Raw genomic sequence first — 23,250 nt, 5'->3', positions numbered from 1 at the left:
GCTTCCTAGGCACGGTCGGCGGGACACCGGGTGGAAGCTATACATGCCACAGAGCGCTAAACTGGATGTTCCAAAGGTCAGGAGGATTCGCGTGGTCGCGCGACGCTCTCCCCGCCGCTCCCTCCAGCTCGCCGAGATCGGCGCCAACATCCGGCGCTGGCGGGCGGTCAACGGGATGACGGCGTCCTCGCTGGCCGACAGGGCCGGTGTCACCCGGGAGACGCTCCGCCGACTCGAGGCGGGTGACGGCTCCGCTCGCCTGGACAGCGTCGTCGCCGTCCTCGGCGCGCTGGGCATCGCCGACTCGCTCGTGCAGGCCATTGACCCCTACCGCAGCGAGACGGCACGGGCGCGCATCGACGCGATCCTCGGAGCGGGCGGATCGGTCTGACGATCGAGCCGGCGGGCCCTCGTCATCGAGTGACGGGGGGCATCCTCACCCTCCGGCCGGACGAAACATCCCCGCAATCTGCCCCGCACTAGAGTCGTGCCATGGGTGACCTCTTCGACGGATACGGGTCCCAGAAGGTCGAGCGGCCCCGCACGGGCGCCTCACCCTGGGACGAGATGTTCGCCGATGTCGCGGCGACGAGCGGCCCCGCCGGCGTCCGCGACTCCTACCGCGACATCTACTCCTCGCTCGCGCGGATGACGCAGGAGGAGCTGCGCGGTCGCACCGATGCGCTCGCCTCCTCCTACCTCGCGCAGGGCGTGACCTTCGACTTCGCAGGCGAGGAGCGGCCCTTCCCGCTCGACGCCGTCCCGCGCGTGATCGAGAGCGCCGAGTGGAACCAGGTGCAGAGCGGCGTCAAGCAGCGCGTCCGTGCGCTCGAGGCCTTCCTCGCCGACGTCTACGGTCCGCAGAACGCGGTGAAGGACGGCGTCATCCCCGCCGCCCTGCTCTCCAGCTCCAGCCACTTCCACCGCCAGGCGGCCGGGATCGAGCCGGCCAACGGCGTGCGGATCCAGGTGTCCGGCATCGACCTCATCCGCGACGAGGTCGGCGACTGGCGGGTCCTCGAGGACAACGTCCGCGTGCCCTCCGGCGTCTCCTACGTCATCTCCAACCGTCGGGTGATGGCGCAGACGCTGCCCGAGCTGTTCGTCTCGATGCGGGTGCGGCCGGTCGGCGACTACCCGAACCGCCTGCTCCAGGCCCTGCGCGCCTCCGCCCCCGAGGGCGTCGACGACCCCACCGTCGTCGTGCTCACCCCCGGCGTCTACAACTCGGCCTACTTCGAGCACACGCTGCTCGCCCGCCTGATGGGCGTCGAGCTCGTCGAGGGCCGCGACCTCTTCTGCACCGGCGGCAAGGTCTTCATGCGCACCACCTCCGGGCCCACCCGCGTCGACGTGATCTACCGCCGCGTCGACGACGAGTTCCTCGACCCGCTGCAGTTCCGCGCCGACTCGATGCTCGGCTCGCCCGGACTGATGCTCGCCGCTCGCCTCGGCAACGTCACCATCGCGAACGCGGTCGGCAACGGCGTCGCCGACGACAAGCTCGTCTACACCTACCTCCCGGACCTGATCCGCTACTACCTCTCGGAGGACCCGGTGATCAAGAACGTCGACACCTGGCGCCTCGAGGACCCGGGCGCGCTCGAGGAGGTGCTCGACCGCCTCGACGAGCTCGTCGTGAAGCCGGTCGACGGCTCCGGCGGCAAGGGGCTAGTGGTCGGTCCCGCCGCGTCGGCGAAGGAGCTGGCCGAGCTGCGCTCGCGGCTCCAGGCCGATCCGCGCGGCTGGATCGCGCAGCCGGTGGTGCAGCTCTCGACCATCCCCACGCTCGTCGACGACGGGATGCGGCCCCGCCACGCGGACCTCCGCCCCTTCGCGGTGAACGACGGCAAGGACGTCTGGGTCCTGCCCGGCGGACTCACCCGGGTCGCGCTGCCCGAGGGCCAGCTCGTCGTGAACTCGTCGCAGGGCGGTGGATCGAAGGACACCTGGGTGGTCGGCCTCGAGGGCCAGACCGCCACGGAGTCCGACGCCCACGACATCTCGGGCCTCGTCGAGGACCAGGCCGCGGTGACCAGCTCGATCCCGATCGTCTACCCGCTCAACCACACGCCCGACCAGTCGCCGCAGGACGCCGCGAACCACGACCAGGACCAGCAGCAGCAGCAGCAGACGCTCGCGGCGGGGGAGGACGACTGATGCTCTCCCGGATCGCCGAGTCGCTGTTCTGGATCGGCCGCTACATCGAGCGGTCCGACGGCACCGCCCGCATCCTCGACGTCCACCTCCAGCTCCTGCTCGAGGACCCGTGGATCGACGAGGACACGGCCTGCCGCTCCCTGCTGTCGGTGATGGGATCGACCGCCCCCGACGACATGGCCGAGGTCACCCGCGCCGACGTGCTGACGATCCTCGCGATCGACCGCACCAACCCCGCGTCCATCGCCTACTCGCTCGGCGCCGCCCGCGAGAACGCGCGGCGGGCCCGCGAGATCGTCTCCACCGAGCTGTGGGAGTGCCTCAACACCACCCGCACGCGCATGCCGCGCCGGGTCACGGGGGAGCGGGTGTCGGAGTTCTTCGGCTGGGTGCGCGAGCGCTCGGCGCTCGCCGTCGGCATCATCGAGTCGGCCACCTCGCGCGACGAGGCGTGGCAGTTCTTCACGCTCGGCCGCTCGATCGAGCGGGCGGACATGACGGCGCGGCTCCTGGCGACGCGGTCGCTGACCGAGGCGAGCGGCCCCTCCTGGACCACGATCCTGCGCTCCTGCGGCGCGTACGAGGCGTACCTGCGCACGTACCGCGGCGTGCCGAGCGCGCGGAACGCGGCGGAGTTCCTCCTCCTCGACCGCCTCTTCCCGCGCTCGATCCTCTTCTCCGTCTCGCGCGCCGAGATGTGCATGCGCGACATCGAGCCGCGCACCGGCCGCGTCGGGCACACCGGCGACGCCCAGCGGGTGCTCGGCCAGATCCGCAGCGAGCTCGAGTACCGGCCCATCGCCGAGATCCTCGAGGACCTCCCGCGGCACATGGACAGCGTGCAGGAGGCGACCTCGTCGGCCTCCGAGGCGATCCGCCAGCGCTACTTCCCCACGAACGTCATGCCGAGCTGGATCGGGGAGGCGCTGTGAGCAGGCTGCGCATCACGCACACGACAGGATTCACCTACCGGGGCGACGTCGTCGCCTCCTACAACGAGGCGCGGATGCTGCCGGCGTCCTCGGACGGGCAGCTCGTGCTCTCGTCGAACCTCGTCATCCGCCCGGTCACCTCCGCGCACACCTACACCGACTACTGGGGCACCCGGGTGTCCTCGTTCGACGTGCTCGACCCGCACCAGGAGCTCTCGCTCACCGCGACCTCGCTCGTCGAGATCCGGCCCAAGGCGCACCCCGATCACCCGGTCGGCTGGGAGCAGCTCGACGACCAGGTGCAGACGCTCACGGAGTACGTGGAGCAGCTGAAGCAGACCCACCGCACCGCCCCGCCCGAGGACCTCGTCGAGCTGGCCCGCGGGCTCGCCGACGCCGCGGAGGGCCCGTGCGACGCGGCCCTGTCGATCGCCGAGACCATCGGCCGCGAGATGACCTACCGCCAGGGCGTCACCGGCGTGCACTCGACGGCGACCGAGTCGTGGACCGCCCGCGAGGGCGTCTGCCAGGACATCACCCACATCGTCCTCGGTGCGCTGCGCTCGACGGGGATCCCCGCGCGCTACGTGTCCGGCTACCTGCACCCCAAGCCGAGCGCCGTCATCGGCGAGACCGTCGTCGGCGAGTCGCATGCCTGGGTCGAGTGGTTCTGCGGCGGCGCCTGGCGCGGCTACGACCCGACCAACCTGATCGACATCGGCGACCGGCACGTCATCGTCGGCCGCGGCCGCGACTACAACGACATCGCTCCGCTGCGCGGCGTCTACGCCGGCCCGCACTCCTCGAAGCTCTTCGTCCGGGTGGAGATCACGCGCGAGGCCTAAGTGCGGGGCGTTCGCAGGCGGTGTTCCGCGCCAGTTCGGATCGGCCGCGAGGACAGTGACGGGGCCCGGTGGCGAGGCCCGAACCGCGAGTGCTAGCGTGATCACCGGTAGCGGGGGATGGAAGAGTTCCTCAGAGCGCCGATCCGAGAAACCCACGCCTCGCGCGTGGGTTTCTGCGTTGGCGGATACTCGTCGGATGCTTCTGGCCTACATCGACGAGATCGGCGAGACCGGTGCGTTCGTCTCGAAGACGGACCCGCGGTTCAGGACCAGTCCCGCCTTCGGCTACGCCGGCTTCGTCGTGCCGGACGGCGCGGCTCGGCGCTTCGGGCAGCTCTTCGATCGGGAGAAGCGCACCGTCTTCGCACCGGAGCTGGCGCGCGCGGCGCATCCCGGTCGGTGGGAGAAGAAGGGATCCGAGCTCTTCCACTCGTTCACCGCGCAGCACCATCCGGAGCAGCTCCGCGTCTTCAACGGCCTGGTCAGGCTCCTCTGCGAGAGGTTCGGCGGTGCTCTCTTCTACTACGCCGAGGAGAAGCCGGTCGGAACGCCGAAGCAGACGCGGCTCGACAAGGACGATCGCGAGACCAGGGCGATGCGAGAAGCCCTGAACCGGCTGTGCACGCACGCCGATCGCGAGGACCAGCATCTCCTCGTCATGATCGACCAGATCAACGAGAAGGATCGAGCGAAGCGGCTGCCGCTCATGTACGAGCACATCCTCGGGCGAGCCGACGGCCATGCCGAGATGAGGCGGATCGTGGAGCCTCCCATGCATGTCGACAGCGCGCTGAGTGCGAACATCCAGTTCGCCGACTGGATCGCCGCAGCAGTGTCTCGCGCAGTCGAGCGCCAGCTGCTGGTGAGCGAAGTGGAGCGGAACGCGTGGATCCCGCCGACCCTGTCCCCGGCTCTCCGGCGCGTCTTCACGCGGGAGTCCAAGCTGCATGTCCACAGCGGAGCCCACGACGACCTGCACGGTGCGGCGGTCTTCTCCGCCGTCCGTCCACTCGCGGGAAGGGACGGAGTGCGGAGGATCGTCGACGCGGTCGGCCCGCAGCAGTACCGGCTGATGAGGGAGGCTGCGGAGCGCGCGGCCGAGCGGGGGAGGCCCTAGCCTCGGGCCGGCCCGCACTCCTCGAAGCTCTTCGTCCGGGTGGAGATCACGCGCGAGGCCTGAGCCCGGGGGCGCAGAGCTCGGCCGGTCGCAGAGCGCCATCGCCGGACGAGCGGCTCCGGCCGTCTCGATAATGAGGGCATGTCACTTCTCTCATCGACGGCGGGTCGGCTCTTCGCGGCGATCGTGCTTCCTCGCGCGCGGCGGGGCCGGCCCGGGTCCGCCCGGTCGCGCCTCGCGATCACGGCTGCCGTCGTGATCGGCGCCCTCCTCGCAGCCACCGGCGCGTCGGCCATGCCGGGCGGAGGTGCAGCCGGCCCCGGCGCTCCCGAGGCCGAGGGACCGTCGGCCTCGTCGACGAGGTTCCTGCGGGATCCCACGACGAACATCGTCTACCGGACGTGGGAGGTGGCGCCCGGGATCGCGGTGTCGAGCCGGCGCGCGGGCGTCGAGGAGGACGTCATCACCCCGGAGGCACTCCGTACCTGGGGGGTCGTGAAGTCGCTCATCGGAGAGCTCCTGGCGCACGAGCCGTCGAGGACCCTCGTCGAGACCGTCCCGGACCTCCTCCCGGGCGGGCTGCACTGGTACAACAGATTCCTCTCCTTGGACGGCAGGACCTCGCCGATCCGGATCGTCATCGCTCCTGCCGGCGACTGGGGGGCTCACGCGGTGAGCCCTCCCAACGCCCGGCAGGGGCTGGGCTCCGACGCGTGGGTCTTCGCGAGCTCGGATCGTGTCAACTCGTATTTCGGCGCCGGGGCCGGCGACATCCGCGCCTTCCCCCCGGTGGGGAGTCTCGCCCACGAGCTCTACCACGCGGTTCAGGACCTGGCCGGCGCAGCGGTCCCTCCTCAGTACTGGCTGAGCGTCCCCACTCCGGTGTTCACGGGAGAGCTGGGCTCACCAGGGGTCCGCGCGAACGACCTGGGTGTCGAGGTCAAGGTGGCGGAGCTGCTGACGAACGGCGGACCCCGCGGGCTCGAGGCGGTGAAGGAGTGGTTCCTCCCCTCGCCTGCGGATGACGCCGATGGGGACAGCGATATGGACAGCGTCAGCGTGCCGGGCAGCGACAGCGACAGCGACGGCGACGGCTTCTCGGGCGGCGAGGCCGGCGGAGGCGGCGACGCAGGCTCGGGCAGTGGCGACGACTCGGGCAGCGACTCGGGCAGCGACAGCGCCCCTGCCGGGGAGAGGCCCCCGGGGACGGACCACTTCGACGAGTCCTTCTTCGAGCGGGGCGGCAACCCGTTCCTCGTCGACGCCCTCCGACGGGCGGAGGCCGACATCGTGATCACGGCACGGGAGCCCGAACCCTGGCGGAGCATGTTCGCCGCTCGAGCGCGGGCCCTGGAGCGGTTGGTGGCGCAGCAGCCGACGGAGGTCAGGATCGTGGCGGCGCTGGGCCTCCCGGCGCGCGAGGAGTACATCTCGGCCGTCCGGCGGATCACCACCCGCGCACTGATCGGCTCCGTCGGACCGTTCGCGCGGCTCGGTCCGGTGGGTGCGGGGGATCTCCTGCGTCCCCTCGAATCGGCCGGCCTGCGCTTCGACGGCTCTCTCGAGGAGATCCTGGCCGGGAGGCAGGATCCCACCCGCAGGCCCCTCGTCCCGATGCACACCGGTGTCGCGCCGTCCGCCGAGATCTGCGCCGGCTGCCGGGAGAGGCCGCTCGGGGCGGCGGGGTCCGTTCCGAGCGGCCCGGCCGAGGGGAACGGCCCGGGCTCGCAGAACGTCGCCGGCGGGGAGCCGATGTCCGCGAAGAGCCCGAGGCCGGTGGATCCGGCCCTGACCCTGGATGAGATCTCGAGGGTCGCCTCCCAGGCGACCGGCGACGCTCTCTCGGGCCCGGTCTTCGACGACGTCGCAGGCGTGAAGGCGAGGTCGGTGTCGGCGGGGGACCTGAACTTCATCGGCCCCGAGAGTGCGCGTGCGTCTGTGCCGACGCTGGTGGAGGACCTGCGGGGGAACGCGGCGACCTACCTCTTCACCCTGCTCCACTGGTTCGTGCAGGCCTCGACGGAGTCGGACGGCGCTCTGCGGGGACTGATGAACGTGCCGCTGCTGGGGTCGTCGCTGGGGGTGGCGAACGCCGCGCAGTCCGGGAACGACCTCGCCCTCGCGGCGGCGGTGATGAATCTGCTGTCGGACTCCTTCGGGCTGGCGTCGCTGGCCGTACCGCAGCTGGCGCCTGCGGCAATGGTGTTCGGCACGGTGGCTCCGGTGGTTCAGGCGTTCAAGGAGGCCTTCCCGGATCCGGCGAATCCGAAGAACTGGTCCCAGGAGGAGCAGATCCGGTACGTCTCGCAGCAGTGGGCGCCGCAGGCACTGAAGAATGCGGAGGCATCGGTGCCGAGGGTGTTCTCCGCCCTGCAGGACCGGTTCGAGTCGGCGCAGAAGCAGATCGTGTGGAACGCGGTCGTGGCGCAGTCGCTCGTGAGCGAGCACGCCGCACGCACTGGAGAGGACCCGGCGGTCACGGCGGACGCGAAGCAGAGGATCCGGGACGCCGCGGCGCTGAATCTGGTGTCGCTGTCGAAGGGCTTCCAGGACGGAGCGCGCGCCGCGGTCGAGAAGCTGCTGGAGCCGTTGAACGGCGGAGACACCTACCAGGCGTTCGTGCGGGACGGGCTGATCACCCTGGTCGGGAACTACTACACCGTCGGCGGACACAGCCGGAGCGACGACGACCAGACGCGGAGGATGGACGCGATGCTGGCGGCGAATCAGACGCCGATCACGATGGACAGCCCCACTGTCGCGGCCCTCGTCGAGGCGGGGGCGGCGGCGTCGTTCCGGCCGGCCGCGATCCCGGAGGACACGCCGGTGACGGACCGGGTGCTGCCGTGGGCGCTCGCGCTCGCGGAGGATCCGGTGACCCGCACGATCGAGAGGACGGGTGTCCTGACGGGGACGGGCGCAGCCGGGCAGTCGATCACGGTGGTGCGGCGCAGCGATTCCGCTGTGCTCTGCTCGGCGATCGTGAACGAGCGCGGGTACTGGCGGTGCACTCCGGATGCTCACGCAATCCCGGGCGGGCAGACCGACGTCCTCGAACTCCGGCCGGCCGCCGCGGGCGGGACGCCGCTGCTGGCCTCGAAGCCGTACTCGTCGGCCCCTGTCGACACTCAGGCGACGCTGGACGCGGTCGATCCGGTGCCGTCCGGGTCGACGAGCGTCGTGCTGAAGGGCCGGCTGACGCGCCTCCCGAAGGACGGAGCGGTGACGCCGGAACCGGGCGAGGGCACGGCGTTCGGCTCCGCGACGCTGCCGTCCGCCGGTGTGGCCGTGGCTCCGGACGGCACCTTCACCGCGACGCTCCCGCTGAACCCCGCTCGACAGGGGGTGCAGCAGACGGGTGTCCGCGTGCGCGGCTGGAACGCGTACGGCGACTGGACCGAGTTCACGGTCACGACCCCGGTGACGGTGCTGCCGGCCACGGGAGCGGAGGTCGCGACGACGACCCAGGGGGCTGTCGCGATCGACCTGCCCACCCGCAGCGTCGCCGTCCCGGACGCCTCGACGCAGACGGTGCTCGTCTCGGGGCGGGTCGTCGACTCGCAGTTCACGCGCGGCGAGATCACCGTGCGATACGAAGGCACGAAGTACACCCGCGACAACCCGTGGATCACCCTGCCGCGGCACGTCCGGCTGAACAGCGACGGCACCTTCTCGTTCGACCTGATCCTCGCGAACACGCTCATCGGAGAGGACGTCCCCTTCAGCGTCCACTACGAGAACGGCGTCACGAGGCACTTCCACACCGCCTACTCCACCGCTCACGTCCATCCCGCGGGGGGAGGGTAGCCCGCCGGGTCAGTGCAGCGTGGCCGCGCTCGTCGGGTGCGATCGCGCCGGGGCGACCTCCTCCTGGGCCGCGGGCTCGCCGGCGCGGGCGCGGCGGCGGGTGCGCAGGTACCAGCCGAGGCCGACGCCGGCGGCGACCGCGCCGGAGGCGGCGCCGACCAGCATCGCCGGGCGGGGGCCGAAGGTGTTCGCCACCCAGCCGATCAGGGGAGCGCCGATCGGGGTGCCGCCCATGAAGATGGCCATGTAGAGCGCCATCACGCGGCCGCGCATCTCCGGAGCGGTGGACAGCTGCACGTAGCCGTTGGCCGAGGTCATCAGCGTCTGCGCGGCGATCCCGACGAAGGGGAGCAGGATCGCGAACGCCCACACGGTCGGCATCAGGCCGGCGAGGGCGAGCGCGACGCCGAAGGCGGCCGCGGCGCCGACGATCAGGCGCAGGCGCGGGCGGTCGCGGCGCGCGGAGAGCAGGGCGCCGACCACCGAGCCGACCGCGATCGCCGAGGAGAGCAGGCCGAACTCGCTCGCGCCCATGTCGAACTCGACCGTCGCCATCGTCGAGGCGAAGATCGGGAAGTTGAGGCCGAAGGTGCCGATCAGGAACACGATCGAGAGCACGACGAGGATGTCCGGCCGGCGGGAGACGTAGCGGAACCCCTCGAGCAGCGCCCCGGGTCCGCGGGTCGCGCGCGGGGCGGAGCGCAGCTGGTCGCGGTGCAGGAAGCGCAGCGAGACCAGCACGGCGACGAAGCTGGCCGCGTTGAGGAGGAAGACCCAGCCCGAGCCGACGGCCGCGATCAGCACGCCCGCGAGCGCCGGGCCGATCATCCGTGCGGAGTTGAACGAGGCGGAGTTCAGCGAGACCGCGTTGGAGAGGTCGCGCTCCTCGACGAGGGCGGAGACGAACGTCTGGCGCACCGGAGCGTCGATCGCCGCCGCGAAGCCGAGGAGCAGGGCGAAGACGTAGACCATCCAGAGCTGGACGATCCCGGTCACCACGATCAGGCCGAGCCCGAGGCCGAGCACGGCCATCGCGGCCTGCGTCGCCATCAGGAGCTTCCGGCGGTCGAAGCGGTCGGCGATGAAGCCGGAGAAGGGGACCATCAGCAGCTGCGGCCCGAACTGCAGCGCCATCGTCACGCCGAGCGCGGTCGCGTCGTGGTCGGTCAGATCGTTGATGACGATCCAGTCCTGGGCCGTGCGCTGCATCCAGGTGCCGATGTTGGAGACCATCGCGCCGGCGAACCAGATCCGGTAGTTCGGGACGGCGAGCGAGCGGAACATCGCGCTCATCGGTCCGCCACCTCGCGGAGGAGGGCGGCCGCGTCCTGCAACAGCCGGCGCTGGGCGGGGTCGAGCTCGCGGAGTCGGGCGACCAGCCAGGCGTCGCGGCTGCGGCGGACGTCGAGCACGAGCTCGGAGCCGAGTGCCGTCGCGCGGATGCGGGTGACCCGGCCGTCGCTCGGGTCGGGGAGGCGCTCGACGAGTCCGTCGTCGACGAGGCAGCCGACGGTGCGGGTCATCGACGGCGGCCGCACCCGCTCCGCCTCGGCGAGCTCGCCGAGCGTGCGCGGGCCCTCGCGGTGCAGCAGGGCGAGGACGCCGAACTGCGCGTCGCTCAGCTCGTGCTCCGCCTTCTCCTGGCGCAGTCGCCGGCCGAGCCGGCCCACCGCGATGCGGGTGGCGCCGGCGAGGGCGGGGAGATCGGCGTCGGGGGAGGTCACATAGTTAGCCTAACAAAAGAACTGGCCCGCATGGATCTCGATACGCCCTCTTCGAGGGCTACTCGATCAGCATGGAGGGCGCGCCGCGCCGTGAGGGCCGCTGCACGGGCGGCGTAGGCGGCGCGCGCTCATGCTGGTCGAGTAGCCGCGCAGCGGCGTATCGAGACCCCCCATCGCCCACCGCTGGCCCCCGTTGTGGCCGCGCCGTTCCCGACACCTAGGCGGGGGAGTCGGCGCTCAGTACCGTCGGAATCGGACCGGGCCGGGGACACCATCGCGTACGGTGACCTGGTCCGACCAGCCGCCCGACCCGAAAGGGCGGCTCCCGCGCCCCGGCCCGGTCCGCACCGCCCGACGATCCGCGACAGCTGCGGATCCGGAACGGGCCAGCGGCTCAGGCGCGCCGGGCCGTCCGCACCGCGCCGACGCTCGCCGCGACCACGAGGGCGATGCCGATCGCCTCCACCACGGTCAGCCGCTGGCCGAGCACGAGGAAGCCCGAGAGCGCCGCGGCGCCCGGCGCCAGCGCCATCAGGATCGAGAAGGTCGACGAGCGCATCCGCCGCAGGGCGAGCAGCTCCAGCGCGTAGGGGAGCGCCGAGGACAGCACGGCGACCGCGAGGCCCAGCAGCAGCACGGGCGGCAGCACCAGCGCGGGCCCGGCCGTCGCGATGCCGAAGGGCAGCGACACGATCGCGCCCGCGGTCAGCGCGAGCGCGAGACCGTCGAGTCGCGGGAAGCGCCCGCCGGTGCGGCCGGCGAAGACGATGTAGGTGGCCCACAGCGCGGCGGCGCCGAGCGCGAAGGCGACGCCGACGGGGTCGAGCGACGAGAAGCCGCCCTGCGAGAGCGTGACGACGCCGGCGAGCGCGAGGGCCGCCCAGAGCAGGCTGACGAGACTGCGCCCCGCGATCACCGACAGCACGAGCGGCCCGAGCACCTCGAGCGTCACCGCCGCACCCTGGGGGATGCGGGCGATCGCCTCGTAGTAGCAGGCGTTCATCCCGCCGAGTGCGAGGCCGTACGCGCCGACGGTCGCCCAGTCCGAGCGCGAGTAGCCGCGGATCCGCGGGCGGCAGACCACGAGGAGCACCAGCGCCGAGAAGACCAGGCGCAGCGTGACCGTCCCGATCGGCCCGGCGGCGGGGAAGAGCAGCACGGCGAAGGACGCCCCGAGCTGCACGCTCGCGATCGAGCCGAGCACGAGTCCGATCGACCCCGCGCTCGCCCGGGCGGGCGGGACGGCGTTCAGCTCGAGCGCCGCTGCTTCTGCACGGGCGGGACGTTGTAGCCGAGCAGGCCGACACCGGTCTCGTCCCAGAGCAGCGTCGTCAGGGAGACGTTGTCGACCGACGGGAAGGTGTGCCGGTAGGTCTCGGGGTTGATGCCGAGGTAGGCGCAGAGCAGCAGCCGGATCAGGGTGCCGTGCGCGACGACGAGCACGCGCCCCTCCGGGTGCTCGTGGTGGATGCGGGCGAGCGACGCGTTCGCGCGCGCGACGGCGTCGAGGCCGGACTCACCGCCGGGCATAGGCTGGATGGCGGGAGCGGCGACCCAGGCGCGGTACGCGTCCGGGAACCGCTTCTCCATCTCGGCGTTCGTCAGTCCCTCGCCCTGGCCGAAGTCGACCTCGACGAGAGCGGGATCGAGCTGCACCTCGAGGTGGGCGGCGCGGGCGGCGGGCACCGCGGTGCGCACCGCGCGGACGAGGGTGGAGGAGTACACCGCGTCGAGCTCGGCGTCGACGGCCCAGGAGGCGAGCGTCGCCGCCTGGTCCTGGCCGAGCGGGGTCAGCGCGATGTCGGAGGAGCCCGCGTAGCGGTTCTCGGCGTGCCAGACGGTCTCTCCGTGCCGGGCGAGGATCAGGGTCGTCACTCGACGAGCCTACCGAGGAGGCCCCTGGGAGACCGACCGCTCATGCGGCGCGGACGTCGTAGTGCGCGTCGACCAGGACGGGCAGGTGGTCGGACACGCCCTGCGGCAGGGTCGAGACCCGCTCGATCCGGACGGAGTCGCTGATCGCGAAGTCGAAGTGGCCGCTGAAGTAGCGGTAGCGCGCATAGGTCGGCGAATCACTCCGCGACACCAGGTAGCCGTTCCGCGTCATCTTCCGATCGAGTCCGCGGAAGAACCAGGGGTAGTTGTAGTCGCCCACCATCAGCGATGGGGTGTCCGGCGCGTAGTCGCGCAGGCGGTCGAGCGCCTCGCCGATCTGCTTCCGGCGGAGGGCGTTGCCGGCCGAGAGCGGGGCCGCGTGGAAGGACGAGACGGCGATCGATCCGCCCTCGCGGTCCTCGAGCCGGACGGCGAGCAGGCGCTCGTGAGCGGGGGACATCACGCGGTCGTGCATCGACTTGCTGAGCTCGAACGCGGCGCTGCCGACGAGGTCGAAGCGGGCGTGCGAGTAGTAGACGGCGAGCCCGAGGCGGTTGCGCGCGGTCACCGAGGCGAGCCGCAGATCGCCGAGCTCCTGGGGGAGCTTCGTGGTGTCGCACTCCTGGAGGCAGAGGACGTCGACGTCGTGCCGGGCGGCGAGCGGAGCGATCTCGCCGTGCGCCCTGTGCTCCCGGAGGTTGTAGGAGATCACCCGGAGGGCGCGTTCGTTCGGCTGCATTGCGCCAGTGTAGGGCCGCAGGCGGAGGCTCCCGGCGACGTTCCGGCGAACACGGAGGGACGACGGAGGGCCCCCGCGCTTCCCGGCCGACGGGGGGTCGGCGAGGACGTGCGGGGGCCCCGGGAGGGTGACGTCAGTGCCCTGCGGCGCCCGATGCGTCGGTGTCGTCCTCGGTCTCCGCGTCGGTGCCGTGGACGCCGTCGGTGGGTCCCCAGTCGGGCAGGGGCGGGTTGGGCGCCTCGCCCGACGCATCGACGCCGTCGGTCCCGTCGGGGGACGCGCCGGCGACCTGGTCGAGGCCCGCGGTGGTCCCGGTGTCGGAGGATCCGGCCGTGCCGGAGGTCTTCTCGTACTCGACCCGGGTCGTCTCGTTCTCGTTCTCGGAGCTGCTCATGGAGCCACGGTAGGCCGCCTCCGATCCCTCCGGGAACCCCTTGCATTCGGCCCCACTCCCTCTGACGGGGGACAGGCTCTCCGCGGTGGCGGCCCGCGTCGCGTCTCGCGACGATCGAGCCGGCCCCACCCGCCACTGTCGCCGGCGTGGTGCCGCACCTGCACTCCTCGACCGGAAGGCCACACCGTGACCCACGACTCCTCGCCCCGCTCCGACTCCGACCGCCTCGACTCCGACCGCCTCGTCAGCCGCCGCTCCGTCGCGGCCGCCGCCGCGTGGACCGTGCCGGTCGTCGCCGTCGCCGTCGCCACCCCGTCCGCCGCGGCCTCCATCGTCGACATCGGCGCCTACGCGCTCCGCGGCAGCTGCGGCACCCTCGGCCTGCTCGGCCCCGGCTTCACCCTTCAGGCCGGCCCGACGGCGCCGCTGCCGATCGGCACGACCGTCACCATCACCGGCTCCGGCATCGCCAACATCGGCGTCTTCTCGGTGTCGGGAGGGACGGCGACCGTCAACGTCCTCAGCGGCACCTCTCGCCAGATCGTCCTGACGTCCGAGGTCCCGGCCGGGGCGACCATCGCCATCCGCACGACGCTCTCGATCACCGTGGCCTTCCAGCTCAACGCCGTCGCGACGCTCCCCACCGGCTACGTCGGCACCGGCGCGAAGACCGCGGCGAACGTGTCGAGCACGCTCATCCTCTGCTCCGCGAACTGACGCGTGGACGACGAAGGCCCTCCTCCTCCTTCTCGGAGGGGAGGGCCTTCGTCGTGCAGCGGTGCGGAGCGGCGGCTCAGCGCCCGTAGGCGGTGGCGGCGGGGCAGTCGAACGGGTCGCCGCCGGCCGAGAGTCCCACGCGGTTCAGGTAGCGGACGACGATGCCGTACGACTCGAGCAGCGAGGTCTCGGTGTAGGGGATCTGGTGCGTCGCGCAGTACTCCTTGGCGATGACCTGGGCCTCGCGGAGCGCGGGGCGGGGCATGTTCGGGAAGAGGTGGTGCTCGACCTGGTAGTTCAGGCCGCCCATGAAGTAGTCGTTGAACCAGTTGCCGCGGATGCTGCGCGAGGTGAGGACCTGACGGCGCAGGAAGTCGACGCGGGCCTCCTTCGGCAGGATCGGCATGCCCTTGTGGTTCGGCGCGAACGAGGCGCCCATGTAGAGGCCGAAGACGCCCATCTGCACGCCGACGAAGGCGAACGCCATGCCGAGCGGCAGCGCCCAGAAGACGACGGCGAGGTAGAGGCCGACACGGGCGACGAGCATCGTGATCTCGACCCAGCGCTTGTCGACCTTGCCCTTGCCGAAGACGGTGCGGAAGCCGTGCAGGTGCAGGTTGACGCCCTCGAGCAGCAGCAGCGGGAAGAAGGCGTAGCCCTGGCGGCGGGTGAGCCAGGCGTAGGCGCCGCGCGAGCGGGCCGCGTCCTCCGGCGTGAACGACACGACGTCGCGGACGATGTCCGGGTCCTTGCCGAGCACGTTCGGGTTGGCGTGGTGGCGGCTGTGCTTGTGCATCCACCACGAGTAGCTGATGCCGACGACGAGATTCGCGAGAGTGCGGCCGGCGATGTCGTTCGCCTTGCCGGACTCGAAGACCTGGCGGTGCGAGGCCTCGTGCGCCAGGAAGGCGAACTGGGTGAGGACGATGCCGAGCGCCGCGGCGAGCAGCAGCTGGAACCACGAGTCGCCCAGCAGCACGAAGCCGGTGACGATCCCGCCGAGGGCCAGCGTCAGCACGGAGAAGAGGGTGTAGTAGTAGCCGCGGCGGCGGCGCAGGAGGCCGGCGTCGCGGACGGTGCTCAGGAGGCCCGAGTACTCGGTCGTGGGGTTCGATCCGCCTTCACCGCGGGGGCGGGTGCGGATCACGCGGGGGGAGGCCTGGACCCGGGGGGAGGCCTCGACGCGGGGGGCGGTGGGGGTGTTTCCGTCGGACAGTGCGGTGGGGGTGCTCATCGGCGCCTCGCTCGTTCGGGGTGGCCGTCAGCATCGACGGCCGCTCGGTGAGCGATCCCCGGGAGGTCCGGGTCCGCTCATGGTTCACCGCGTCGGTAGGGGCCGGACGAGGCATCAGTCAACCGGGTTCCGGGGCGACCGAGACCAACACTAGGGGGTGCTGTTCGACCCCGCACCAGGAGGATTGCCAGTCTTCGAGAGGCATGCCGGAGGGGGCATGCGATGAGGAGAACTCCGGGCCGACCGGCCGTTCGTCGGTCCGGAGCCCTCCTCGCGGTCAGGAGCCGATCGAGTCCTGCGGGCGGCCCGACTTGAGGGCGGCGAGCCGCGCCTCGACCTCGGTCATCTCGCCGAGGTCCTCGAGCGACTCGAACTGCGCGTCGAGGCTGGAGGAGGCGAGCTCCTCGGCGCCGCGGACGCGGGCCTCCTCGCGGCGGATCTTCTGCTCGAAGCGGCTGACCTCGCTGGTCGGGTCCATGATGTCGATGCTCTTGATCGCGTCCTGCACCTGCGACTGCGCCTCGACGGTCTTCGCGCGGGCGATCAGCTCGTCGCGCTTGGACGAGAGCTGGTTCAGCTTCTCGCGCATCTGGTTGAGGCCCGACTTGAGCTTGTCGACGACCTCGGTCTGCGAGGCGATGGTCGGCTCGGCGTCCTTCGCCTCCTTCTCGGACTGGATCTGGCGGGTGAGCGCCACCTTCGCCAGCGCGTCGAACTTGTCCGCGTCGCCGGTGGAGCCGGAGGAGCGCAGCTCGTCGGCCTTGCGGCTGGCGGCGAGCGCCTTGCCGCCCCACTCGTCCGCGTTCCGCACGTCCTCGCGGTAGTCGTCCTCGAGCAGGCGCAGGTTGCCGATGGTCTGCGCGATGGCGGCCTCGGCGTCGCGGATGCTGTCGGTGTAGTCGCGCACCATCTGATCGAGCATCTTCTGCGGGTCCTCGGCCTGGTCGAGGAGGGCGTTGATGTTGGCCTTCGCGAGCTGCGCGATGCGGCCGAAGATCGACTGTTTCTGAGCCATGCTGTCTCTCCTTGCGTGAGGTGGTTGCGGGAAGGGGCCGAGCGGATGCGGGCCCGGGAGTGGGAGGGGCGGGTCAGAACCGGCCGCCGCCGCCGCGACGACCGCCGCCGCCGCCGAAGCCGCCGCCGCTGGAGCGCCGCGAGGAGCCGCCGCCGCCGAAGCCGCCGCTGCGTCCGCCGCCACCGAATCCGCCGCCGAAGCCGCCGCCGCCGAAGCCGCCCGAGCGGTAGCCCGAGCGCCGGCCGCCGCCGAGCAGCGACTCGACGAGGATGCCGCCGAGGAAGGCGCCGGTCGTGTTGCCGCCGTAGCCGCTCCCACCGCCGATCCCGGGAGCGGAGTAAGCGCTCGCGTCCGAGCGGGCGGCGCTCAGCGCCTGCTGCGCGAGGGCGGAGGCGCGCTGGGCCGAGGCGAGGGCCTCCGCCGGGTCGGTCGCGGCGAGCTGCGCGGCGTACTCGGCCGAGCGCGCCGCCTCGGCGACGCGGGTGCGCGCCTCGGAGCCGACGGCGCCGCGCCGGGCCGCGATGAAGTCCTCCGCGGCGGCGACGCGGCTGCGGGCGGTGGTGATCTCGGTGGCCAAGGCGGCCCGCTGCCGCTCGGCCTGCGCCTGGGCGTCGCGATAGCCGCCGACGGCCGCGTCGATGGTGGCGTCGGCCGCGGTCAGGCGCTCCAGCAGCGCGAGGGGGTCGCGCGGGCTCGCGGCGGCGTCGCGCTCGACGGCGTCCAGGGCCTCCTCCGTCGTGGCCACCGCGCTCCGCACGTTCGCGACGAGCGGAGCGCTCGTGGGGTCGCCCGCGTCGCCGGCGGCGACGATCGCGCGGCCCTGGGCGACGTCGGCGCGGATCTCGGCGACGCGGCCGGCGAGGGTGCGCTCCGCCTCCTGCAGGTCGGCGGAGCGGGTGGCGACGGCGTCGAGGAGGCCCGACGCCTGCTCGGCCGCCTGCTGGCCCGCGCGCAGCAGCACGGCCGCGCGGCCCGAGTCGCCGCCGGTGATCGCCGTCCGCGCCTCGGTCACCTGGTCGCCGGCGAAGCGGAGGCGGTCCTCGGCCTGGTCGGCGTCGTCATCCACGTCGTCGACCGCGGTCGGGGCGTAGCGGCTCGCGAGGTCGGCCAGGAGGGCGCGGGTGGCGGAGAGGCGCCCGCTCACCTCGGCGGTGCGCGCGGTCAGGGTCGCGGCCACCTCGGGCGCGTTCTTCTCGAGGGCGCGGAGCTCCTCGAACGCCGCCGCCTTCTCGTCGAGCACCTGCTCGGCGTCGGCGCAGAGCTGGAGGATCCGCCCGTAGCCGTCGCGGCGCTCCTGGTCGGTCTCCGGCTGGGCGTCGTCGAGGCGCTGCTGCAGGGCGAAGGCCTCGCCGAGAAGTCGCTTCGCGGTGACTAGCGCCTCGCGGAAGGGGCCGGTCGCGTCGGAGCCGAACTGCGCCTCCGCGAAGCCGACCTCCTGCTCGCTGGTGCGCACGGCGTCGTCGGCGTGCACGAGGGCGGAGCCGGCGCGGGTGGCGAGCTCGTCGATGGACGCCTCCTCGGCGGCGGCGGCCCTGCGGCGGCGGGCGCGGCGGACGAGGAGCCAGACGATGACGCCGACGACGACCAGGCCGGCCAGCAGGGCGAGGGTGATCAGGAGGCCGGAGCCGAGCGTCTCGCCCGCGCTCGGCGCGTCCAGGCGGGCGCCGATGCCCTGGGCGGCCGCGACCGCGGCACCCGCCCAGTCGCCGTCGACGAGCTGCGGCTCGATGTCGTCGGTCTCCAGGGCCGAGACCTGGCCGGCGTCGAGGGCGAAGTCGTCGGCGACCGAGACCTGGTACTGCCGAGCCTCGACCGCGACGGCCAGCAGGACGTCGTCCGTGCCGAGGCCGTTGAGGTCGGCGGTCGCGTCCGACCAGCGGGCGTCGCCGCTCGTGCCGGTGAAGGTGTCGACGTAGGCGACGAAGAGCTGGACGCCGTGCTCCTGGTAGAGCTGCGCGGACGCGGCCTCGATGTCGGCGATCTCCGCGGAGTCGAGGACCCCGGCCGAGTCGAGGACGACGGAGGATCCGAGCGTCGCCGGCGGCTCGGCCGCGGCGCCGGCGGCCGGGACGACCACGAGCGCGACGGCGGCGAGCAGGGCCAGCAGCGCTGCGACGGGCGATCGGCGGGCGCCACGGCCGGCCGCGGCCCTCGTCGGGGATGATTCGTTCGGCATCGCGCACTCCCTCGTCGTTCGCCTCTTGAGTGTAGACAGCCGGGGTGTCCCCCGAGGGAGGGCTGTCCGTGCCGGTCGAGGAGCGATGCGATGCGGGAGTGGGAGTCGAGGTCAGGAGTCGCGTCTGCACCGTGCGGATCGCAGACGCGTGATCGAAGGGGCGGACGCGGATCCGTCAGAAGCGACCCCCGCCTCCGCGGCGGCCCGTCTCGGGGGGTCCGCAGTGCCGCTTGTAGTGTCCCTCGGGTACGCGGCTGTCCACGTCCTTGAGAGCGCTCGCTCTCGCGGACTCCTCGGTGTTCCCCTCGCCGTAGCCCTCGATGTAGCCGATCGTCTCGTTCGGCCTGATGCGCACGAGCTGGCACTTCACATTCGCCGTGTGGATGCGGGCGTCGACGGATGTCTCGACCTCCCAGCGCTGGAGGGATCTCATCACGGTGGGAACGGCTGCTGCACCCGCGACGACCAGGGCCGCGGTGAGACAGAGGACGGTCGATCGTTTCATTGCGTGACTCCTCGTCGATCCGGGCGGAGCACGGCGCAACCGTGAGCCGGTCGACTCGTGGCAGTCCGGGTTGGCGCGAAGTGCTGTCGCGTCGCGAACCGTCCCTCCGCGGTGTCGACGGCGCGGGTCTCGATACGCCGCTGCGCGGCTACTCGACCAGCATGATTCGCGTGCGGTGACGCGGGCCTGGTGCGGACGACGCTCCTCTCGACCTGTAGCCGCCCGGCGCATCGCGGGTGGGAGAACGCCGGGAATCGGAATGCGCGGGGAGCGGGCGCCGTTGCCTCCGGAGGCGTGTCCCGGGAACGGTGACGCGCCTTCCCCCGAACTCCGATCGAAAGGCGATCCGTGGATCCCTTCTCCCCCCTCTCCGCCGGCGACCTCGAGCTGCCGAACCGCCTCGTGATGGCCCCGATGACGCGTCTGCGCGCCGACGAGAACGGCGTCCCCGGCGCCCTCATCGCCGAGCACTACGCCCAGCGCGCCTCCCTCGGCCTGATCATCAGCGAGGGCGTCTTCCCGAGCGCCGAGTCGAAGGCGTACCCGGGCCAGCCCGGCATCGTCACCGCCGAGCAGGCCGAGGGCTGGAAGGGCGTCGCCGACGCCGTGCACGCCGCGGGCGGCCGCATCGTCATGCAGGTCATGAACGGCGGGCGCGTCACGCACACCGACGTCACCGGCACCGACCGCATCGTCGCGCCGAGCGCGGTCGCCATCGACGGCGAGGTCCGCGTCCCGAGCGGCGAGAAGAAGCCGTTCCCGGTCCCGCACGCGCTGACCACCGAGGAGCTCGCCACCGTCCGCGACGAGTTCGTCGCTGGTGCGCGCCGCGCGGTCGACGCCGGCTTCGACGGCGTCGAGGTGCACGGGGCCAACGGCTACCTGCTGCACGAGTTCCTCTCGCCGGTGTCGAACGTCCGCACCGACGCCTATGGCGGAAGCCCCGCCGCCCGCGCCGCGTTCGTGATCGAGGTCACCCGCGCGGTCGCCGAGGAGATCGGCGCCGGCCGCGTCGGCATCCGCCTCTCGCCCGCGCACAACATCCAGGACGTCGTCGAGACCGACGAGGCCGACGTGCGCGCCACCTACGAGGCGGTCGTCGACGGCCTCGCTCCGCTGGGCCTGGCCTACCTGAGCGTCCTGCACGCCGAGCCCGCGGGCGAGCTGGTCCAGGACCTGCGCACCCGCTTCGGCGGCGTCTTCGTCGCGAACAGCGGCTTCGGCAGCCCGACCTCGCGCGAGGAGGCGACCTCGCTGATCGCCGACGGCCACGCGGACGCCGTCGCCGTCGGCCGGCCCGTCATGGCCAACCCCGACCTCGTCGAGCGCTGGCAGGGCGGCCACCCCGAGAACGAGCTCGTCCAGGAGACCGTCTACGGCGGCGGCGCCGAGGGCTACACCGACTACGAGCGTCTCTCGGCGTAGTCGCCTCCCGGCACGGCACGAAGGCCCGCTCCCTCACGGGGGAGCGGGCCTTCGTGCGCTCCCGTTCTCGCCTCTGGCGCGAGTCGCTCCCAGCGCGGGGTTCTCCCGAACCTCGTTTCACGCCAGAACTCTCGGGGACCATACCGAGATGGTATTCCTTCTTGAACGGGAGCTTCTCCCGTGGCGGGAGAGGACTCGACCCCGCCGGCTGCTGACCAGGATCGGGTAGAGATGTCATTTCGTTCACCGCTCAAGAAGGCCATTCTCGCCGCGATCATCGCCGTGGCAGTCCCCGTCGCTGCAGGCACACCTGCGGAAGCAGCGCCATCGGTCTGCAACCGTCAACTTCCGAGGACGTCGACGGAATCTGACGGCGTCCCCGGAACGAACTTCTGGAAGCTCCTTCAGTGCTACGCCGCCGATGGCGGGTACAGCGGCCCCATCGATGGAGATCTCGGGCGCAACAGCTGGGTCGGCGTGGAGAGGCACCTCAAAGGCCAGCTCTTCTACTTCGCCGGTTCCTTCCCTGGCGCGCTGGATCAGGAGACGACCCGCGGTCTTGAGCGTTTCGGCGGTCATTACGGCAGCGGCCGAGCGACGGTGAATGGCTCGCTCGGCCCTGAGGACTACCGCGATATCGCCCAGGCGCTGAACAACAAGTACGGAGCATGAGGTGGACACTCCCCGCCGACCGGACCGTCGTGGGTGACCCCGATTGGGAGGCAGGTGTCCTCGACGGGCGGTCGTTCGGGTTCGAGGCGAAGCGTCGAAGCAGCCGTCTGTGAGGCCCCCGACTGCCGTGCCGATCCGGCACGGGCGTCTGCGGCGGAGGTCCGCGGCGCGGGATGTGGCGAGGGCCGTGGTGTCCGTCGTCGGCGTGCTCGTCGTGAGCTGCGCCTCGGTGGGAGTGATCGCGGCGGCGAGCATCGGGCGGACCGTGGCGGAGAACGCCGTCGACCTCGACGTGGGGATCGGCCCGGCGGAATCAGCGGGACCGCCGCCCCCGGCGGAGGTGGCGGGCGGCTTCGACCTGCTGGTGGTCGGGGCGGACAACGACGCCGCGCAGGGGGAGCGGTACGGCGGCCGGGACGCGACGCTGAACGACGTGAACATCCTCCTGCACGTCGCGCGTGATCACCGGAGCGCGACGGTGGTCTCCTTCCCGCGGGACCTCATCGTCGACCGGCCCGACTGCGTCGATCCGGAGACGGGGATCGTCACGGCGGGCGAGGAGGACGTGCCGCTGAACTCCACCTTCTCGGCCGGCGGGCTCGCCTGCGTCAACCGGTCGGTCGAGCAGCTGACGGGCCTGGACATCCCCTACGCCGGCTGGATCTCGTTCGAGGGCGTCATCGAGATGAGCACGGCGGTCGGCGGGGTGGAGATCTGCGTGTCCGGCCCGGTGCGGGACACGGACTCGGGCCTGGATCTCCCCGCCGGGACGAGCACGGTCTCCGGCGCGACGGCGCTGGCCTTCCTGCGGACGCGGCACGGAGTGGGGGACGGGAGCGACCTGGCGCGGATCTCGTCGCAGCAGCAGTTCCTGTCCTCGCTGATGCGGAAGGTGAAGTCCTCCGGCACGCTCTCGGACGTCGGCGCCCTGTACTCGCTGGCGCACGCGGCGTCGCGGGCGATGCACCTGTCGACGTCGATGACCGAGCCGCGGACGATGATCGCCCTCGCGCTCGCCCTGAAGGACGTGGAGCTCGACCGGATGGTCTTCGTGCAGTACCCGGGCAGCACCGGCGATCCGGACTTCCCGGGGAAGGTCGTTCCGGACGCGTCGCTCGGCCCCGAGCTGATGGCGAAGGTGCGGGGGGACGTGCCGTTCGCCGCTCCGACGCCTGCGGGGGCGGAGGGCCAGGACGGCGCAGTCGCGCAGGCGCCGACCGCTCCTCAGAGCGGCGACGAGGCGGCACCGGAGTCCGCCGCTCCCGCCGCGGCATCGCCCGACCCGCTCGCCGGCATCACCGGGCAGACCGCGGCGGACCGGACGTGCGCGCGACCGGCGGAGTGAGCGCGTCGAGCGGCGGCCCGGGACGCCGGAGAACGCGGAAGGCCCGCTCCACGGTGGGGGAGCGGGCCTTCCGCATCTCGAAGCGTCAGTCGAGGTCGAGGCCGCCCTTGAGCTCCTGCTCGACCTGCTCGACGGTCTGCGGGTCGCCGTGCTCGACGTCCTCAGGGCCGGCCGCGTCGCCGCGGCGGCCCTCGCCGACCGCGCGGATCGAGGCGAGCTCGTCCGCGAGGGCCGGGTCGTCGCCGGTGCGGTCGGTGCTCACGAGTCGATCTCCCCCGCCGAGACGGCCTCGGCGTACTTGCGGAGGTCCGGGCCGGGCTCGAAGTCGATGAAGCGGTCCTTGAGGCGGGCGTTCAGCTCGGCGAACACGTCCTCCCAGGGCTCGCCCTTCTTGGTCTTCGCGAGGTCGAGCACCGCCTCGCGGAGGACCCTGTCGGAGTCCTCGAGGATCTTGTCGCGGGCTTCGTCGTTCCAGCGGATGTCCTGTGCGTCCATGCCTCGACCGTAGGTGCGCGACCGGGCCTCACGCAGGGACTTGCGAACCGCGCGGGCGAGGCGTAGGCGCTCC

The 23,250-nt window shown here is 72.2% G+C and carries 22 protein-coding genes; 10 read left to right on the top strand and 12 right to left on the bottom strand.

Annotated features, from left to right (window positions below):
- Positions 1-91: 91 nt before the first annotated feature.
- From HQQ82_RS20290 to HQQ82_RS06995, 6 genes are all read left to right on the top strand, one after another.
- Complete coding sequence (locus HQQ82_RS20290) at positions 92-391, top strand: helix-turn-helix domain-containing protein (protein WP_367947843.1); 300 nt, start codon at positions 92-94, stop codon at positions 389-391.
- A gap of 101 nt (positions 392-492) precedes the next feature.
- Positions 493-2,160, top strand: coding sequence for a circularly permuted type 2 ATP-grasp protein (locus tag HQQ82_RS07015; RefSeq protein ID WP_173232241.1), 1,668 nt, complete (start codon positions 493-495; stop codon positions 2,158-2,160).
- Positions 2,160-3,092 (top strand): alpha-E domain-containing protein, encoded by a 933-nt coding sequence (locus tag HQQ82_RS07010; protein WP_173232240.1) that lies wholly within the window; start codon positions 2,160-2,162, stop codon positions 3,090-3,092. Before HQQ82_RS07015 ends, HQQ82_RS07010 begins: the two co-directional genes overlap by 1 nt.
- Positions 3,089-3,937: a transglutaminase family protein gene (locus HQQ82_RS07005; protein ID WP_173232239.1), complete on the top strand. Its 849-nt coding sequence runs from the start codon at positions 3,089-3,091 to the stop codon at positions 3,935-3,937. The genes HQQ82_RS07010 and HQQ82_RS07005 overlap by 4 nt, the downstream gene beginning before the upstream one ends.
- Before the next feature lie 97 nt (positions 3,938-4,034).
- Entirely contained in the window at positions 4,035-5,054 is a 1,020-nt protein-coding gene (locus HQQ82_RS07000) for a DUF3800 domain-containing protein (protein ID WP_216848226.1), read from the top strand.
- A gap of 141 nt (positions 5,055-5,195) precedes the next feature.
- Entirely contained in the window at positions 5,196-8,861 is a 3,666-nt protein-coding gene (locus HQQ82_RS06995; protein WP_173232238.1) for a hypothetical protein, read from the top strand.
- Between the two features lie 9 nt (positions 8,862-8,870).
- Here the strand turns inward: HQQ82_RS06995 and HQQ82_RS06990 are convergent, their stop codons facing one another.
- The 6 genes from HQQ82_RS06990 to HQQ82_RS06965 form a co-directional block, all read right to left on the bottom strand.
- On the bottom strand, positions 8,871-10,154 hold the full coding sequence (locus tag HQQ82_RS06990) for an MFS transporter (RefSeq protein ID WP_173232237.1): 1,284 nt from the start codon (positions 10,152-10,154) through the stop codon (positions 8,871-8,873).
- Positions 10,151-10,585, bottom strand: coding sequence for a MarR family transcriptional regulator (locus tag HQQ82_RS06985; protein ID WP_173232236.1), 435 nt, complete (start codon positions 10,583-10,585; stop codon positions 10,151-10,153). Before HQQ82_RS06985 ends, HQQ82_RS06990 begins: the two co-directional genes overlap by 4 nt.
- 394 nt (positions 10,586-10,979) lie before the next feature.
- Entirely contained in the window at positions 10,980-11,789 is an 810-nt protein-coding gene (locus tag HQQ82_RS06980; protein ID WP_367947842.1) for a DMT family transporter, read from the bottom strand.
- A gap of 44 nt (positions 11,790-11,833) precedes the next feature.
- On the bottom strand, positions 11,834-12,460 hold the full coding sequence (locus HQQ82_RS06975) for a histidine phosphatase family protein (protein WP_173232235.1): 627 nt from the start codon (positions 12,458-12,460) through the stop codon (positions 11,834-11,836).
- A 40-nt stretch (positions 12,461-12,500) separates the two neighbouring features.
- On the bottom strand, positions 12,501-13,199 hold the full coding sequence (locus tag HQQ82_RS06970) for an endonuclease/exonuclease/phosphatase family protein (protein ID WP_173232234.1): 699 nt from the start codon (positions 13,197-13,199) through the stop codon (positions 12,501-12,503).
- 133 nt (positions 13,200-13,332) lie between these two features.
- On the bottom strand, positions 13,333-13,593 hold the full coding sequence (locus tag HQQ82_RS06965) for a hypothetical protein (RefSeq protein WP_173232233.1): 261 nt from the start codon (positions 13,591-13,593) through the stop codon (positions 13,333-13,335).
- Between the two features lie 186 nt (positions 13,594-13,779).
- On the opposite strand from HQQ82_RS06965, the gene HQQ82_RS06960 reads away from it, so the two are divergent.
- Complete coding sequence (locus HQQ82_RS06960) at positions 13,780-14,310, top strand: hypothetical protein (RefSeq protein ID WP_173232232.1); 531 nt, start codon at positions 13,780-13,782, stop codon at positions 14,308-14,310.
- 76 nt (positions 14,311-14,386) lie between these two features.
- Here HQQ82_RS06960 and HQQ82_RS06955 read toward each other — a convergent pair whose 3' ends face one another.
- From HQQ82_RS06955 to HQQ82_RS06940, 4 genes are all read right to left on the bottom strand, one after another.
- Positions 14,387-15,544: an acyl-CoA desaturase gene (locus tag HQQ82_RS06955; RefSeq protein WP_173232231.1), complete on the bottom strand. Its 1,158-nt coding sequence runs from the start codon at positions 15,542-15,544 to the stop codon at positions 14,387-14,389.
- Between the two features lie 277 nt (positions 15,545-15,821).
- A complete protein-coding gene (locus tag HQQ82_RS06950) occupies positions 15,822-16,559 on the bottom strand; it encodes a PspA/IM30 family protein (protein ID WP_173232230.1) in 738 nt (245 codons plus the stop codon).
- Between the two features lie 73 nt (positions 16,560-16,632).
- Positions 16,633-18,735 carry a TPM domain-containing protein gene (locus HQQ82_RS06945; RefSeq protein ID WP_173232229.1) on the bottom strand — a complete coding sequence of 701 codons (2,103 nt, stop codon included), beginning with the start codon at positions 18,733-18,735 and terminating at the stop codon, positions 16,633-16,635.
- Between the two features lie 175 nt (positions 18,736-18,910).
- On the bottom strand, positions 18,911-19,240 hold the full coding sequence (locus HQQ82_RS06940; RefSeq protein ID WP_173232228.1) for a hypothetical protein: 330 nt from the start codon (positions 19,238-19,240) through the stop codon (positions 18,911-18,913).
- Between the two features lie 348 nt (positions 19,241-19,588).
- On the opposite strand from HQQ82_RS06940, the gene HQQ82_RS06935 reads away from it, so the two are divergent.
- The 3 genes from HQQ82_RS06935 to HQQ82_RS06925 all read left to right on the top strand — a co-directional run bounded on the left by HQQ82_RS06935 (position 19,589) and on the right by HQQ82_RS06925 (position 22,682).
- Entirely contained in the window at positions 19,589-20,665 is a 1,077-nt protein-coding gene (locus tag HQQ82_RS06935) for an alkene reductase (protein WP_173232227.1), read from the top strand.
- Between the two features lie 231 nt (positions 20,666-20,896).
- A complete protein-coding gene (locus tag HQQ82_RS06930; RefSeq protein WP_173232226.1) occupies positions 20,897-21,337 on the top strand; it encodes a hypothetical protein in 441 nt (146 codons plus the stop codon).
- A 187-nt stretch (positions 21,338-21,524) separates the two neighbouring features.
- Entirely contained in the window at positions 21,525-22,682 is a 1,158-nt protein-coding gene (locus tag HQQ82_RS06925; RefSeq protein WP_173232225.1) for an LCP family protein, read from the top strand.
- Between the two features lie 85 nt (positions 22,683-22,767).
- Here the strand turns inward: HQQ82_RS06925 and HQQ82_RS06920 are convergent, their stop codons facing one another.
- Positions 22,768-22,944: a hypothetical protein gene (locus tag HQQ82_RS06920; RefSeq protein WP_173232224.1), complete on the bottom strand. Its 177-nt coding sequence runs from the start codon at positions 22,942-22,944 to the stop codon at positions 22,768-22,770.
- Positions 22,941-23,177 (bottom strand): hypothetical protein, encoded by a 237-nt coding sequence (locus HQQ82_RS06915; protein WP_127885860.1) that lies wholly within the window; start codon positions 23,175-23,177, stop codon positions 22,941-22,943. Before HQQ82_RS06915 ends, HQQ82_RS06920 begins: the two co-directional genes overlap by 4 nt.
- Positions 23,178-23,250 lie beyond the last annotated feature (73 nt).

Source organism: Rathayibacter sp. VKM Ac-2856, from assembly GCF_013205055.1.
GTDB lineage: Bacteria > Actinomycetota > Actinomycetes > Actinomycetales > Microbacteriaceae > Rathayibacter.
This window is presented reverse-complemented; position numbering and strand designations above follow the sequence as displayed.